This is a genomic window from Cognatundibacterium luofuense (assembly GCF_018139685.1).
In the GTDB taxonomy this organism is placed as follows: domain Bacteria; phylum Pseudomonadota; class Gammaproteobacteria; order Burkholderiales; family Burkholderiaceae_D; genus Undibacterium; species Undibacterium luofuense.
In genome coordinates this window covers 149,557-163,547 of the sequence record NZ_JAGSPN010000011.1, presented here as the reverse complement: position 1 = coordinate 163,547, position 13,991 = coordinate 149,557, and the positions used below count along the sequence as shown (strand labels likewise).

General features: G+C 53.2%; 9 protein-coding genes and 2 riboswitches. Of the genes, 7 read left to right on the top strand and 2 right to left on the bottom strand.

What is annotated here, in order from left to right; all coding sequences use genetic code 11:
- Positions 1-173, top strand: a 173-nt coding sequence (locus KDM89_RS14860) for an ExbD/TolR family protein (protein ID WP_212688705.1), incomplete at its 5' end; no start/stop codon positions are given.
- A 153-nt stretch (positions 174-326) separates the two neighbouring features.
- On the top strand, positions 327-1,574 hold the full coding sequence (locus KDM89_RS14855) for a tetratricopeptide repeat protein (protein WP_212688692.1): 1,248 nt from the start codon (positions 327-329) through the stop codon (positions 1,572-1,574).
- Positions 1,575-1,819: 245 nt separating this feature from the next.
- Here KDM89_RS14855 and KDM89_RS14850 read toward each other — a convergent pair whose 3' ends face one another.
- Positions 1,820-3,277: a transglycosylase SLT domain-containing protein gene (locus KDM89_RS14850; protein ID WP_212688691.1), complete on the bottom strand. Its 1,458-nt coding sequence runs from the start codon at positions 3,275-3,277 to the stop codon at positions 1,820-1,822.
- A 327-nt stretch (positions 3,278-3,604) separates the two neighbouring features.
- Here KDM89_RS14850 and KDM89_RS14845 point away from each other — a divergent pair, with 327 nt between their 5' ends.
- On the top strand, positions 3,605-5,260 hold the full coding sequence (locus KDM89_RS14845; protein WP_230427886.1) for an amidohydrolase: 1,656 nt from the start codon (positions 3,605-3,607) through the stop codon (positions 5,258-5,260).
- A 211-nt stretch (positions 5,261-5,471) separates the two neighbouring features.
- Here the strand turns inward: KDM89_RS14845 and KDM89_RS14840 are convergent, their stop codons facing one another.
- Positions 5,472-7,316, bottom strand: a complete 1,845-nt coding sequence (locus KDM89_RS14840) for an ABC transporter transmembrane domain-containing protein (protein WP_212688690.1) — start codon at positions 7,314-7,316, stop codon at positions 5,472-5,474.
- A 166-nt stretch (positions 7,317-7,482) separates the two neighbouring features.
- Between KDM89_RS14840 and KDM89_RS14835 the strand changes: the two genes are divergently transcribed.
- From KDM89_RS14835 to gcvP, 4 genes are all read left to right on the top strand, one after another.
- Entirely contained in the window at positions 7,483-8,898 is a 1,416-nt protein-coding gene (locus KDM89_RS14835) for a DUF2799 domain-containing protein (RefSeq protein ID WP_212688689.1), read from the top strand.
- A 136-nt stretch (positions 8,899-9,034) separates the two neighbouring features.
- Positions 9,035-9,122: riboswitch (glycine riboswitch) on the top strand.
- Between the two features lie 12 nt (positions 9,123-9,134).
- A riboswitch (glycine riboswitch) is annotated at positions 9,135-9,247 on the top strand.
- A 59-nt stretch (positions 9,248-9,306) separates the two neighbouring features.
- Complete coding sequence (gcvT, locus tag KDM89_RS14830; RefSeq protein ID WP_212688688.1) at positions 9,307-10,437, top strand: glycine cleavage system aminomethyltransferase GcvT; 1,131 nt, start codon at positions 9,307-9,309, stop codon at positions 10,435-10,437.
- 73 nt (positions 10,438-10,510) lie between these two features.
- Entirely contained in the window at positions 10,511-10,888 is a 378-nt protein-coding gene (gcvH, locus tag KDM89_RS14825) for a glycine cleavage system protein GcvH (RefSeq protein WP_212688687.1), read from the top strand.
- Between the two features lie 135 nt (positions 10,889-11,023).
- A complete protein-coding gene (gene gcvP / locus KDM89_RS14820; protein ID WP_212688686.1) occupies positions 11,024-13,903 on the top strand; it encodes an aminomethyl-transferring glycine dehydrogenase in 2,880 nt (959 codons plus the stop codon).
- The last annotated feature ends 88 nt before the right edge of the window (positions 13,904-13,991 follow it).

Genomic DNA, 13,991 nt, shown 5'->3' with positions numbered 1-13,991 from the left:
GTGAACTGGAAGCGAAGCTGAGTGAAGTAGCAGCGCAGCCGAATCAGCCGGAAGTGCATCTGCGCCCGAATGCGGTCGTGGAGTACAAATCGGTTGCTGCGGTGATGGCCTCGGCACAGCGTCTGGGCGTGACCAAGATCGGTATGGTGGGTAATGAGCAGTTCCTGAAATAAGATTCAGATTAACTGTGAATTTACTCCAGGCTCAGAACAGACTTGTTGTATGATTAGGAAGTGGCAGGTATCTACCTGCCATTTTCATATTGAAGGGCAGGTAAATTGCGATCTGCCCGGCATTTATTCAATTCATTGATGGTGAGATAACTTATGATGCAATTTCGCTTTTCTCGTATTGCTGTGCTGGTAGCAGCTATCGGCTTTTCTGCCGCGCCTGAACTGACAAATATTGCGGCAAATACTGCATTTGCTCAGGAAGCGATGCGCCCTGAAGTCGGCCGTATTGTGCAGACTGCCGGTGACCTTTATAAAGCGAAAAAATACAAAGAAGCGCTGGCGAAAATCCATGAGGCCGATGGCATCAGCGGTAAATCCGTCAACGAAAGTTTCACAATTGAACGTATGCGTTTGTCGATTGCATCTGCTGCAGGCGATAACGATGCAACGATCCGTGCTGCCGAAGCAATCATCGCTGCGAACAAACTGCCTTCTAAAGATCAGCTGCAAATGATTCAGGTGCTGGCAAATGCGTACTACAAAGCCGGTAACTATTCGAAGGCTGTAACCTGGTATAACCGCTATTATTCTGACGGCGGTACAGATCAGTCTATGCGTCCATACCTGATTCAGGCGATGAATCAGAGTGGTGACAGCTCGAAAGCGGCGAAAGCAGTAGAAGCTGAGATCGCAGCGGATGAGAAGGCCGGTCGCACACCAAGCCTGTCGAATCTGGAATTTTATGCGAATGCTTTATCTAAGCAAAAAGATACGACTGCATATGCCGGCGCGCTGGAAAAACTGGTGATGTACCACGGCAAAAAAGAATACTGGGTGAATCTGCTGAATATTCTGGAACGTAAACTAGGTTATTCTGAACGCCTGAAACTGGATCTGCTGCGTCTGAAACTGGCGCTGGGTCAGGTAACAAAAGGCAACGACTACATGGAAGCTTCCCTGATGTCGATTAAAGCAGGTTATCCTGCAGAAGCCAGCAAAATCATTGATGCAGGTTACAAAGCAGGTGCATTAGGCACAGGCAACGATGTTGACCGTCACAAGCGTTTGCGTGATATGGCAACGAAAGCTAATGACGAAGCGAATGCAGGTTTCGCAGCTGCTGAAACTAATGCTAAAGCAGCGAAAGACGGTAACGGCCTGGTGACACTGGGCTTTGCACTGGTTGCTGCCGGTAAAGCAGATCAGGGTATTGCGCTGATGGAAGAGGGCATCAAAAAAGGTGGCCTGACACAAGCAGAAGACGCGAAACTGCATCTGGGTATTGCACAGCTGCAAAGCGGTAAAAAGCCAGCTGCGATCAAAACACTGAAATCCGTTGGTGGTAAAGACGGTACTGCAGAACTGGCTCGTTACTGGGTGATTTTCGCGAATCAGAAATAAGCGATAGTTCAGTTTCTGATGTGAAAAAGCGCTGCAATTGCAGCGCTTTTTTTATTCCGGCGCTGATTCAAAATGGTTTGTGAATATATTGCTTCATGAGTTGCCAGCGATTTATGTAGCCTTAATTTTTCGGAAATGAATGAGCTTGCTTTGCAGAATGATTGTCGCGTGAAAAGAAAAAGCCGCTGCATTGATGGCAGCGGCTTTTCGTTTTTACCGGGATATTATCTTGGCAAGCGCTTTGCTTAACTGCGGCGGTGACCGTGATGGCTGGCCAGTTTTTGTTTGCCGTTATCGCGGCTGCGCGCTGTGACCGGGACTTCCAGTTTCAGCGTCTGGCCATAACTGATTTGTTCTGTTTTCAGTTTATTCCAGGATTTGATGTCGGCTACGCTGACATGGTAGCGGCTCGCTATCGCATTTAAATTGTCACGCTTGCCGACTTTTAGACTGATCTGGCGTGTAGTGATTGCTTTTTCAACGATCAGTTTGGCGTTTTCAGCGATCTCCGGCGCGATATCCTGATCTGTATGTTTCTCAGATTTCGGCACCAGAAGTGTTGAGCCTGCTTTCACCAGCATTTTTGCCGGAATCAGATTCACATTTCTTAAGAAATCTGCGCTGTGCCCCAGTTTTGCTGCCAGAGCTTCAATTTTTTCAGTTTTCTGAACAATGTAAGTTGCCCAGCTCGACAACGGACCTTGCCACTTGGTCAGATTTTCTTTGAATTTTTCAGCATTTTCAGTCGGCAGCAGAATCTTGGTTGTGGTGCCGGTGATCACAGGTTTGTTGAATTGCGGATTCAGGGCAGTGAATTCAGTCAGTGGCAATTCCGCCAGTTCTGCTGCCAGCTTCACATCCATGTCGCGGGTTTTTGCAACCGGTACAAAGTAAGGCTGATTTTCTACTGTCGGCAGGCTGATGTTGAATTGTTCAGGATGCGCAATGATGTTTTTTACTGCCTGTAATTTCGGCACATAGTTGCGGGTCTCTGCCGGCATGTGAACGGACAGGCTGTCAAAATCAATCGGTAAGCCCGCTGCCTGCTGTTTTTTGATCGCGCGCTGCACCGAGCCTTCGCCCCAGTTATAGGCCGCCAGTGCTAATTGCCAGTCACCGAACATGCCGTACAACCGTTCCAGATAGTTCAGCGCTGCTTCGGTGGAATCGAGTACACCGCGGCGTTCGTCGGTGAACATGTTTTGCTTCAGATTGTAGTCTTTGCCGGTTGCTGCCATGAACTGCCACATACCGCTGGCTTTGGCGCTGGAAATGGCTTGCGGATTAAATGCCGATTCAATGAATGGCAGCAGCGCCAGTTCCGTTGGCATGCCGCGTTTTTCCAGTTGCTCCACAACGTGATACAGATAGCGGGAGCCGCGTTGCAGCGTTTTCAGAAATGCATCGGAGCGGCTGGCGTACCAGGTTGTCTGGCCAGCGGCTGTTTTGTTTTCCAGATCAGGTATCGCAAAGCCACCGCGTATGCGTTCCCACAAATCGATTTCACGGGTTTCGGACAGGTTCAGAGAACCGGGTGTGCCGGACAGAGATGTATCGAGACTAAGTGTATTGACGGGGGAATTTTCAGCCGGTGCAGGTGAGTCAGCAGGGACGCTGCCTTCTGCCAGACTGATCAGCGGTAACGCGATCAGCGCAATGGTTGCGGCAATCCGTGGAGTGAGTGCGGGTCGTAATCTTTTCATAGGCAAGATCAGAAATATCGACCAGAGTCGACTGTGTCTTCAGGATCCGAAGAGTGTACGGAAAATCATAGCTCGCCGTCAAGAAAAATGTCAGCCTGATGACAGGCGGCGTTAACGAAGAATTGAAATAGCGCGAAATTAAATGATTTTAGATGAAATTGGTGATTTATCTGAAATTGATGACTAATCCCATCGTCGTCAGTTGCGGGATCTGGCGCACCGTATTTTTGTGGGTAGTTTCTGACATTGTTTATCCATTGTGCCGGGTTTCCTTGTGAGAATTTGTTTTTCTGCCTAAGCTGCGCGGATTACAAAAAGAAGGGGGACATGATGCGACGACAGTTCTGGCTGAGTGCAGTGTTACTGCTGACAGCGCCTTGGGTACAGGCAGAAACGATGTTGATTAAGGCAAACGGCTACAGCTGGGAGCACGAACGTTTGCGTCAGTTTGACACGCTGGTCATCAGTGATCAGGGTAAAGTACTGGCTACCGGCGCACAGGCAGAACTCGCACCGCGCTGGCCTGCTGCGAAAGTGCTGGATATGGGCGGAAAAACGGTCTTACCCGGCCTGACCGATGCGCACGGGCATTTACTCAGCCTCGGTTACAGCATGCTGAGTCTGAATCTGCGCGAGACACGCAATTTGCAGGAAGCGCGCGAAGCGATTCGTACTTATCTGCGCCAGTATCCGGGCAATGGCTGGGTATTGGGCGGTGGCTGGAATCAGGTCGTCTGGCAGCTCGGTCGCTTTCCTGAGGCAGCAGATATCGACGATCTCGCGCCGCAGCGTCCGGTCTGGCTGGACCGTGTGGATGGTCATGCGGGCTGGGCGAATCAGGCTGCGTTACGCATTGCCGGTATCGACAAAAACACGCCTGACCCCTCCGGTGGTCGTATTGAACGGGATGCGGCCGGTAATCCGACCGGTGTGCTTATCGATAGTGCGATGACACTGGTCAGCCGTCATATTCCTGCCGCCGATGCAGCGCAGAATAAGGAGGCACTGAAGCTCGCACTGAATACACTGGTCGCCAACGGTATCACCAGCGTGCATGATGCCGGTATCAATGTCGCGGCAGATCAGGCGATACGCAGTTTGCAGGCGGAGCAAGCCTTGCCGCTGCGGGTGTACGGCATGATACGCGGCACCGGCGAAGAATTTACGCAATTATCCAAAGACGGGCCGCGCTACGATGCAGCGCAGGATCGCTATGTGTTGCGTGCTGTGAAGCTGTTTTCCGATGGCGCCCTCGGTTCACGCGGTGCAGCTTTGCTGGCACCGTACAGCGATGCGCCGCACACCAAAGGTTTGCTGTTTCATACACCGGCAGAATTGCAGGGCATGATACGGACTGCTGCTTCGCGCGGTTATCAGGTGAATGTGCATGCCATCGGCGATGCGGCGAATCGTGAAGTGCTGGATGCATTTGCCGCATTACCGCCGCAGTGGCGCGCCGCCCGCCGTCACCGTATTGAACATGCGCAGGTGGTGGCGCTGGAAGATATTCCGCGTTTTGTGAAGCTGGGTCTGATTCCATCGATGCAGCCAGTCCATGCAACTTCGGATATGAATATGGCGGAGCAGCGCGTTGGCCCGCAGCGGATACGTGGTGCTTATGCGTGGCAACGTTTTACTAAACTCGGTGCGCGGATTGCCTGCGGATCGGATTTTCCGATTGAATCGCCGAATCCGTTTGAAGGCATGCTGGCGGCAGTCAGCCGCACCGATTTGCAGGGGCAACCGCAAGGAGGCTGGTATCCGGATCAGGCGATGAGCCGTGAGCAGGCGCTGCGCTGCTTCACACTGGATGCTGCATTTGCGGCGTTTCAGGAAACCCGGCTCGGCAGTCTGGAAAAAGGGAAGTGGGCGGATTTTGTGGTGATTGATCGCGACATTCTGAAAGTGCCGGTCAGTGAGATCGCCACAACGCAGGTGTTATCGACCTGGGTCGCCGGTAAGCAAGTCTATAGTCGTCCCTGAGTCGCTCAGAGTACGGGTGTTTCGGGCGCAGACGCTGAGGCGGCTCAGACAACTCAGGCAGCCTCAGAGCGTCAGAAACTGCCCGAAAACACCTGAAAATGGCCAAAATGCGGAGTTCAGCATACCGATCCGGCGGTCGTCGGCAGAAAGTCCGGCTCTCCGAAAATCACAGATGCGGACTTCTGCACAATACTAGGTCGCCGGAGCCTGATTACAACGGACTGACGGCTTCCTCTGCAGGTGTTTCCGGCGCGCTGTTCAACCCGAATTGCAGGCTGGCCAGCCGTGCGTAAATACCCTGCTGCTGTAGTAAGTCCTGATGCGTACCGGTTTCAACGATCCTGCCCTGATCCATCACGATGATGCGGTCGGCTTTCTGTATCGTTGCCAGCCGGTGCGCAATGATCAGTGTGGTGCGTCCGGTCATCGCGCGTTCCAGTGCTGCCTGTACACGCTGCTCAGATTCCGCATCCAGCGCGCTGGTGGCTTCGTCCAGTAATAACAAAGGCGGATTTTTCAGCAGCACGCGAGCAATCGCAATGCGCTGACGCTGCCCGCCCGAAAGGCGTACCCCGCGTTCGCCGAGAAAGGTGTGATAGCCCTCGGGCAGAGCGCTCAGAAAGTCGTGTGCTGCAGCCTGTTTTGCTGCTTCCATTACTTCTGCATCGCTGGCATCCGGCCGCGCGATGCGAATATTTTCCAGCGCATTGTCGGAAAAAATCACAGTGTCCTGCGGCACGATGCCGATACGCTGACGCAAATCCTGCAAGCGGTATTCGCGGATATCTTGTCCGTTCAGCGCAATCTCGCCTTGCTGACTCTCATAAAAGCGCAGTATCAGTTGAAACAGCGTGGATTTCCCGGCGCCGGAACTGCCGACTAGTGCGACGGTTTCGCCAGCCGCGATCTGCAAATGAATGTTGTCCAGCGCCAGTTGTTGCGGACGGGAAGGGTAGGAAAAACGCAGTGCTGACAGCGATAGCGTCGCTCCCTGCGTATTGCCGGTGTCCGGCGGCAGCTTTGGATGTGGCGGGTCCTGAATGTCAGGCGGGTAAGCCATCAGTGCCAGCAAACGCTCGGTTGCACCGGCAGCGCGCTGGGCATCGCCAAGCACTTCCGATAAAGCGCCGAATGCGCCGGCCACAATTGAGGCGTACAAAATAAACTGCGCCAGTTGTCCGCTGCTCATTTCACCCGCGGCAACGCGCTGCGCCCCCAGCCACAACACCAGAATGATCGCACCGAATACCAGCGTGATCGCAATCATGGTCAGCAGGGCGCGGGCACGCACCCGGCGGATACCGCTGTCAAAAGCTTTTTCCGCCTGTGTGCCGAAGCGTTCACGCTCGGCGGATTCACGGGTGAACGCCTGTATCGTCGGCATTGCATTCAGAATTTCACCGGCCAGTGCAGAAAAATCGGCGATGCTGTCCTGACTCTGGCGCGAAAGGCTGCGTACCCGCTTGCCGAAATGCAGTATCGGCAAAATCACGGCCAGCAGTAACACCAGTATCATCAGCGTCAGCGATGTGCTGGTGATCAGCATCATCAGCAAACCGCCAGCCAGTAACAGGCAGTTGCGCAGCGCCATCGAAATACTGGTGCCGACCACGGTTTGTATCAGCGACGTATCGGTGGTTAAACGCGACAGCACTTCGCCGGTGCGTGTGGTCTCAAAAAACAGCGGGCTTTGCCGCAGAATGTGTGAGTACACTTGCTTGCGCAAATCGGCAGTTACCCGCTCGCCCAGCCAGGACACCATGTAAAAGCGGGCGGCGGTGGAAATCGCCAGCAGCATGGCCAGACCGAATAACAATAAAAAGGCATTCGGCAGTGCATTTGCAGCGCCTTGCCAGCCGCCGTCTATCATGCCGCGAAATGCCATCGGCACGGACAGGGTGGCGGCAGCGGCGGCAAGCAGGGCAAATCCCGCCAGCGCAAATTGTTTTCGGTACGGTAGTAAAAATGGCAGTAAGGCGCGCAGTGGCCCCAGTTTGCGGGCAGGCGTTGCCGTATTGGCGTCGGACGCTGACGCAGCAGCAGAAAGTTCGGACATAAATGACGAGAAAAGGTGGCTGGAGGCAGTCTGTCGGGTATCGTCAACTGCTGCAACGCTAACTGTAGCCGCTTTCTGTGATTTCAATGCTTAAAAATGCCGCCTTGCCGTCAACTGTAACAAACTGTCACACGTTCTTGCTTCAACTCACTTTCAGAAAGTATGTATGAAATCCCGACTGACATCCCAAAACCTGCGCTTGTTTGCTCTGCTTGCCGGTGTCGCTATGCTCAGCGCCTGCCAGAGCACCATTACACGCATGAATGATTGCAAGTCCGGCGACTGGCAAATGATAGGCCGCAAAGATGGTGAAGCAGGGCTGACTGCACAGTTTGATGACAGGCGCGATTTCTGTGCGAAAGTCGATAACAGTAAAGTGACAGCGGAATCCGGTACTTTGTATCTGGGTGGCTGGACCACCGGTAATCAGCAATTCTGGTATCGCCTCGGTCGGGACGATGGTAACCGTGCGCTGCCGGTGTCACAGTTTGCGCAGCAACTGAAATCGGAAAAAATCGTCGAGAATAAAACGCCGCCGCAGGAGCGATTCTACGTTGATGGCTGGACACTGGGCAACGGGGAATACTGGTTCCGTACCGGCGATGCTGACGGTCGTGCCGGGTCACCGGTGAAGCTGGAGCAGCAACGTCAGCAGGAAGGCGCTGCTATCGGTTTCCGTAGTGACCAGTACCGCAGCGGCTGGGCGCAGGGTAATCAGGGTTACTGGTTTCAGCTGGGCGTGGCAGATGCGCATGACGGTATTCCGGACAGCCGTTTTAAAGAACATGAACAAAATGCAAAACAACGCGAAGTCTTTGTGCGTGCTGATGCGTATCAGCAAGGCTGGGATAAGGAAATCATCGAATACTGGCGTCGTCTCGCGTGGGAAGATGCAGTTAATGGCCGCGATGTGAACAATCGTCGTGCCGATGCGCAGGCGCGTGGACTGAAATTCTCTGAGCCACAATATCAGGACAGCTGGCAGGCACGTCTGGTGCAGTACTGGCAAGATGCCGGCGCACAGGATGGCTGGGGTCGTCCGTACATGCTGGAGCAGCGCATGGCGAATGCGCAGCGTGACCGCGTATTCGTGATTGCGCAAACCCGTGACGTGTATACCGCAGCCTGGAACCGTAAGAATGATGAATACTGTACGCCTGCCAATGCATTCGACTGGGCGCGTCGCGGCAACTGGATGGCTGTGAATGTTTGTCGTCCTGAGCTGCAATGGCGTTTAGACCGCGCTGTCAGAAACGGGCGTGAATTTGAGCATCTTGAGGATCGTATCCGGCATGCGCAGCGCGAAGCCCGCGAATTTGCCCAGCGCGCCTCAGATCTGGAAAATAATGTGCGTCAGCTGGAGCGCGATGCAAACCGTCTGGCAGAAGTTAAAGATATTAAAGACAACAAAGACAGTAAACCGTCGCCTAACAATGCGGACGAATTGCGCCGTAACGAACGTAGTCGTGCGGACTTGCGTAGCCAGATAGACAGTCTGCGTCGTCAGCAGCGTGATGCAGAAGAAAAAGCGGCACGCTTGCGCCGTGAGCAGGATCAGCTGCGCTTTGAAGCCTTGCACTGAAGTCATCTGATCTGAATTGTGCAGATTTTATTCACCGGAATCACGGTTCCGGTGAACTTCTGCCAGTCTGATGTTCATCCTTATGAAATATTTGGAATCCGATATATCCAACCTCACATAAGCCTTATATAATCCACGGAATTGATCGGGAGAGAGCAGCGCAGAGCTGCCGCCGAAGGTGCGAACACCCAAAAACTCTCAGGCAAAAGGACCGATCAACGGAAAACCGGCTGGTTTTCTCAGACTCTGGAGAGCGGTAGCGGCAAAAATCACCGGCTACCCACCGAAGGTGCGCACGGATCTGCTTGCAGAGCCGTAATCTCTCAGGTACCAGGACAGAGGGGTTATTGCGAAGCCGTGCAGCGCTGACTGTACCGGCTATAACCTTCTAACTGGTAAGAGGCTTTCATGACGCAAGCAGCGACATCTCTCAAAGTAACTCCACTCAACGCAACGCATCGTGCTTCCGGCGCCAAAATGGTCGATTTCGGCGGCTGGGATATGCCTGTTAATTACGGTTCCCAAATTGAAGAACATCACGCTGTGCGCCGTGACGCCGGTATGTTCGACGTATCTCATATGTGCGTTGTTGACCTGAAAGGTGACAACGTCCGCGCTTTCCTGCGTGGTCTGGTAGCAAACAATGTCGATAAACTGCAAGTGCCGGGCAAAGCGCTGTATTCCTGCATGCTGAAGCCTGAAGGCACCGTTATCGACGATCTGATTATTTACTTCTTCAGTGAAAACTGGTTCCGTCTGGTGGTGAATGCCGGTACAGCGGAAAAAGATATCGTCTGGATGCAAAAACGTAACGAAGAAACTGCTGCTGGCCTGACCATTACACAGCGTCGTTCCGGTGAAGGTGCTTATGCACTGATCGCGGTACAAGGCCCGAATGCCCGTGCTAAAGCATGGGAAGTTTTGCCGGAAACAAAAGAAGCCAGCGCTGAAATGAAGCCATTCAACGTGGTTATCGTTCCGGGCACAGCATTCGGTGAAGTTATGGTGGCACGTACCGGCTATACCGGTGAAGACGGCTTCGAAATCGGTGTGGCAGCAGAACGCGCTGCTGACCTGTGGAATGCACTGGCCGCTGCTGGTGTCAAACCGGCTGGTCTGGGTGCGCGTGACACGCTGCGTCTGGAAGCAGGTATGAACCTGTACGGTCAGGACATGGATGAGACCGTCAACCCGCTGGATGCAGGTCTGGCCTGGACCATCGATCTGGTCAGCGAACGTGATTTCGTCGGTAAGCAAGCACTGCTGGAACAAGGTCAGAAGGCTCAGTTCCTCGGTTTGATTTTGCGTGAAAAAGGTGGCATTCTGCGTGCGCATCAGAAAGTGATCTGCGCACAAGGGGAAGGCGAAATCACCAGTGGTACTTTCAGCCCGTCTATGCAGGAAGCGATTGCGCTGGCACGTTTGCCAATGGGTGTTGTGGTTGGCGACACAGTCCACGTTGTTATTCGTGACAAACAACTGGCGGCAACGGTTGTGAAGCTGCCATTTGTCCGTAACGGCAAAGTACTCGCTGCCTGAATTTCTGAACGGGGTGCCTGATGCGCACCCCGTATTTATTTCCGTTTTATTTTAAAAATCTTTGGAGTCAAACATGAGTGTTCCAGCAGAACTGAAATATACCCAGTCTCATGAATGGGTACGCGTAGAAGCCGACGGTACTGTTGCAGTGGGTATTACTGCTTACGCACAAGATGCACTGGGCGATATCGTTTTCGTTGATCTGCCAGCCGTTGGTACAGAACTGAGCGCAGGCAAAGACTGCGCAGTGGTTGAGTCTGTTAAAGCTGCAGGCGACATTTACGCACCGGTTTCCGGCGAAGTTGTTGCGATCAATGACGAAGTCAAAGACGCACCTGAATCCATCAATGCAGATGCATTCTCTGCATGGCTGTTCAAACTGAAGCCAGCTAACATGGCTGAAGTAGATGCCCTGATGAGCGCAGACGACTACGCTAAAAACATCGGCTAATTACTGTTCGCAGGCTGATTCAGTGTAATCAGCCTTCCTCCGTTGCCGGGTGCAAAGATGTGCGCGGAAGCAGTTTCTGAGCACAGAAGCCTTCCGGCAGCGGTTCAAGACTTCCCCCTTGTATCGCATATCATCATGACCCGAATTTCTCTCTCTGAACTGGAAGCACGCGACGCATTTATCGCTCGCCACATTGGTCCTTCCGAAGCAGAACAGGCAACAATGCTGGAAACCGTTGGTTACGCCAGCCGCGAAGCCCTGATCGATGCTGTTGTTCCTGCCAATATCCGTCGTAAAGACTTACTGCCACTCGGCATGTTTACCGAAGCGCAGTCTGAACAGTCCGCACTGGCTCAGCTGAAATCCATTGCTTCGAAAAATAAAGTACTGAAATCGCTGATCGGTCAGGGTTACTACAATACCCATACTCCTGGCGTTATTCTGCGTAATATTTTCGAAAATCCTGCCTGGTACACCGCTTACACGCCATATCAGCCGGAAATTTCTCAGGGCCGTCTGGAAGCGATCCTGAATTTCCAGACTATGCTGACAGACCTGACAGGCATGGATATCGCGAATGCTTCCATGCTGGACGAAGGTACGGCAGCGGCAGAAGCAATGACACTGATTCAGCGTGTCGGCAAATCTAAATCCAATGTGTTTTACGTTGCAGAAGATGTACTGCCGCAGACACTGGAAGTATTGCGTACCCGCGCAGAACCACTGGGCGTGGAAATCCGTGTCAGCAAAGGCACAGAAGCGCTGGAAAATGATTGCTTTGGCGTATTGCTGCAATTCCCGGGCGCAAACGGCGACATCCGTGACTACAAAGAATTTGCAGACGCAATCCATGCTAAAGGCGCAATGGTCATCGTTGCGGCTGACTTGCTCGCACTGACACTGATCACGCCACCGGGTGAGTGGGGCGCGGACGTTGTGGTTGGTAACAGCCAGCGTTTCGGTGTACCACTGGGCTTCGGTGGTCCGCACGCAGGTTACATGGCCACCCGTGATGCATTCAAACGCAGCATGCCTGGTCGTCTGGTAGGCGTGAGTGTCGATGCGCAAGGCAAACCTGCTTACCGTCTGGCACTGCAAACACGCGAACAGCATATCCGCCGCGAAAAAGCGACATCCAACATTTGTACCGCACAGGTACTGCTGGCGGTGATCGCATCGATGTACGCTGTTTATCACGGCCCGCAAGGTCTGCGCCGTATCGCGCAACGTGTACACCGCTACACCAGCACACTGGCAGCCGGTGTGAAAACTATTGGTTTGTCGCTGGCAAATGCAACTTTCTTCGACACCATCACAGTCAACGTGGCTGATGCAGCAGCAGTGCACGCAGCGGCACAGGCAAAAGGCTATAACCTGCGTCAGATCTCTGCAACGCAGGTTGGTGTTTCTTTCGATGAAACCGTTACACGCGAAGACGTGATTGCTGTCTGGGAAATTCTGGCGCAAGGCAAACAAGTACCTGACTTTGATCAGACTGAAGCTGCAGCAGCAGATGCGTTCCCGGCAAAACTGGCACGTACCAGCGCATACCTGACTCACCCGACATTCAACCGCTATCACGCAGAACACGAAATGCTGCGTTACCTGCGTAGTCTGGCTGACAAAGATCTGGCACTGGACCGCAGCATGATTCCGCTGGGTTCCTGCACCATGAAACTGAACGCGACCAGCGAAATGATTCCGGTGACCTGGCCAGAATTCTCGAGTATCCACCCGTTTGTTCCCGAAGATCAGACAGTTGGCTATCGTGAAATGATTGATCAGCTGGAAGCCATGCTGTGCGCAGCAACCGGTTACGATGCTGTTTCTCTGCAACCGAATGCCGGTTCACAAGGTGAATACGCCGGTTTGCTGGTCATCAAGAAATACCATGAATCCCGTGGCGAAGGTCACCGTAATATCTGTCTGATTCCATCTTCTGCACACGGTACAAATCCGGCATCCGCAGCGATGGTGGGTATGGAAGTTGTGGTAGTCGCTTGTGATGAGCGTGGTAACGTTGATCTGGACGATCTGCGTGCAAAAGCAGAAAAACACAGTGCCAATCTGGCAGCAATCATGGTGACCTATCCTTCGACACACGGTGTGTTTGAAGAAGGTATCCAGCAATTGTGCGAAATCGTTCACAGCCACGGCGGTCAGGTGTACGTTGACGGCGCGAACATGAATGCGCTGGTTGGTGTTGCTGCACCGGGTAAATTCGGCGGCGACGTCAGCCATCTGAATCTGCACAAAACTTTCTGTATCCCTCACGGCGGTGGCGGACCAGGCGTAGGCCCGGTTGCAGTCGGTGCGCATCTGGCAAAATTCCTGCCGAATCAGCGCTCCACTGGTTATGTCCGCAGTGAAGATGGTATCAGCGCAGTCAGTGCAGCGCCTTACGGCTCCGCATCGATTCTGCCTATCTCCTGGATGTACATCGCGATGATGGGTGCTGCTGGTTTGCGTACTGCGACAGAAACAGCGATTCTGGCTGCTAACTACATTGCAAAACGTCTGGCACCACACTATCCGGTACTGTACACAGGCCATGACGGTCTGGTTGCGCATGAGTGCATTATCGATCTGCGTCCTTTGGCAGATGCCACCGGTATTTCCAACGAAGACGTGGCAAAACGCCTCATCGACTTTGGTTTCCATGCTCCGACCATGAGCTTCCCGGTTCCTGGCACGCTGATGATTGAGCCAACCGAAAGTGAATCGCTGGTTGAACTGGATCGCTTTATCGACGCGATGATCGCTATCCGTGAAGAAATCGCAAAAGTGGCCAGTGGTGAATTTGATGCGAAAAACAATCCGCTGAAAAATGCACCGCACACCATCGAAACACTGGTGTCGGAAACCTGGGACCGTCCATACAGCCGCGAAACCGGCGCGTACCCTGTCGCATCTCTGCGTAAGCAGAAGTACTGGGCACCGGTTGGCCGTGCAGACAATGTCTACGGTGACCGTAACCTGTTCTGCTCCTGCATTCCGCTGAGCGAATACCAGTAATACCGGCTGTTCTTATCTGACCTGATTTTTCCGGTCAGATAAGCAGACGATAAAAAAGGGAGCTTCGGCTCCCTTTTTTTATAACATT

Bases quoted from the DNA above. Each gene is read 5' to 3' on its own strand.
- KDM89_RS14855 (WP_212688692.1), top strand. From the start codon at position 327: ATGATGCAATTTCGCTTTTCTCGTATTGCTGTGCTGGTAGCAGCTATC.
- KDM89_RS14850 (WP_212688691.1), bottom strand. From the start codon at position 3,277: ATGAAAAGATTACGACCCGCACTCACTCCACGGATTGCCGCAACCATT.
- KDM89_RS14845 (WP_230427886.1), top strand. From the start codon at position 3,605: ATGATGCGACGACAGTTCTGGCTGAGTGCAGTGTTACTGCTGACAGCG.
- KDM89_RS14840 (WP_212688690.1), bottom strand. From the start codon at position 7,316: ATGTCCGAACTTTCTGCTGCTGCGTCAGCGTCCGACGCCAATACGGCA.
- KDM89_RS14835 (WP_212688689.1), top strand. From the start codon at position 7,483: ATGAAATCCCGACTGACATCCCAAAACCTGCGCTTGTTTGCTCTGCTT.
- gcvT (WP_212688688.1), top strand. From the start codon at position 9,307: ATGACGCAAGCAGCGACATCTCTCAAAGTAACTCCACTCAACGCAACG.
- gcvH (WP_212688687.1), top strand. From the start codon at position 10,511: ATGAGTGTTCCAGCAGAACTGAAATATACCCAGTCTCATGAATGGGTA.
- gcvP (WP_212688686.1), top strand. From the start codon at position 11,024: ATGACCCGAATTTCTCTCTCTGAACTGGAAGCACGCGACGCATTTATC.